Annotated in this window: 1 protein-coding gene; it reads right to left on the bottom strand. The window is 59.1% G+C overall.

From position 1 onward, the window contains the following. Nucleotides 1–729, bottom strand: a 729-nt coding sequence (locus ACX3P1_RS28240) for a SulP family inorganic anion transporter (RefSeq protein ID WP_459083127.1), incomplete at its 3' end; no start/stop codon positions are given. Nucleotides 730–740: the final 11 nt, after the last annotated feature.

The raw sequence follows: 740 nt of genomic DNA, 5'->3' as shown, positions 1-740 counted from the left end.
AATTGACTGGGGGATGCCGCCGAACCGCGTTCCGATCGTCTCGATCGGAAGTCCGAGCAGTGCCGCGCCGATCGCCGCAACGGCGACGGCTATGATGAAGGAGGGCCAGTGTGGACGGTATTTCCGGATCACCGCGATGATACCGATAACGACGGCCGCGACCAGAACCGCAGCCGGGCTTACCGTCGGCAGAGCACCTGTGAGAGCTTGGAGCTTCGGTAGAAGCGGCCCCGGCTCTTTTTCCAGCGAGAGACCAAATAGGTCCTTTATCTGGCTGGCGAAAATGATGATCGCAATACCGGCCGTGAACCCAACCGTTACAGGATAGGGAATGTACTTGATGAAAGTCCCTAGCCTCAGGAGCCCGATCGCCAGCAGGATGAAACCTGACAGCAATGTGGCAAGTAACAGACCATCTACCCCGTGTTGCGCCACAGTTGCCGAAACCAGCACGATGAACGCACCGGCTGGGCCGCCGATTTGGAAACGGCTTCCGCCGAATGCCGAGACAATGAACCCGCCAATGATCGACGTGTACAAACCTCGGTCTGGCGTGACACCCGAGGCTATGGCAATCGCCATGGAGAGCGGCAGCGCGACGATGGCAACCGTCAGGCCGGCTATGGCATCGGCCCTCAGGTTTCGCAGCCCATACCCCTCCTTCAGCACCGTGACGAGCTTGGGCGTAAAAAGGTCTGCGAAACTTGGCTTGATCGATCGGGTGGCCATGACAATCCTTC

The organism is Mesorhizobium sp. A623 (assembly GCF_054489405.1).
The sequence above is the reverse complement of the archived record's forward strand: the minus strand, read 5'-3'. Positions and strand labels throughout refer to the sequence as shown.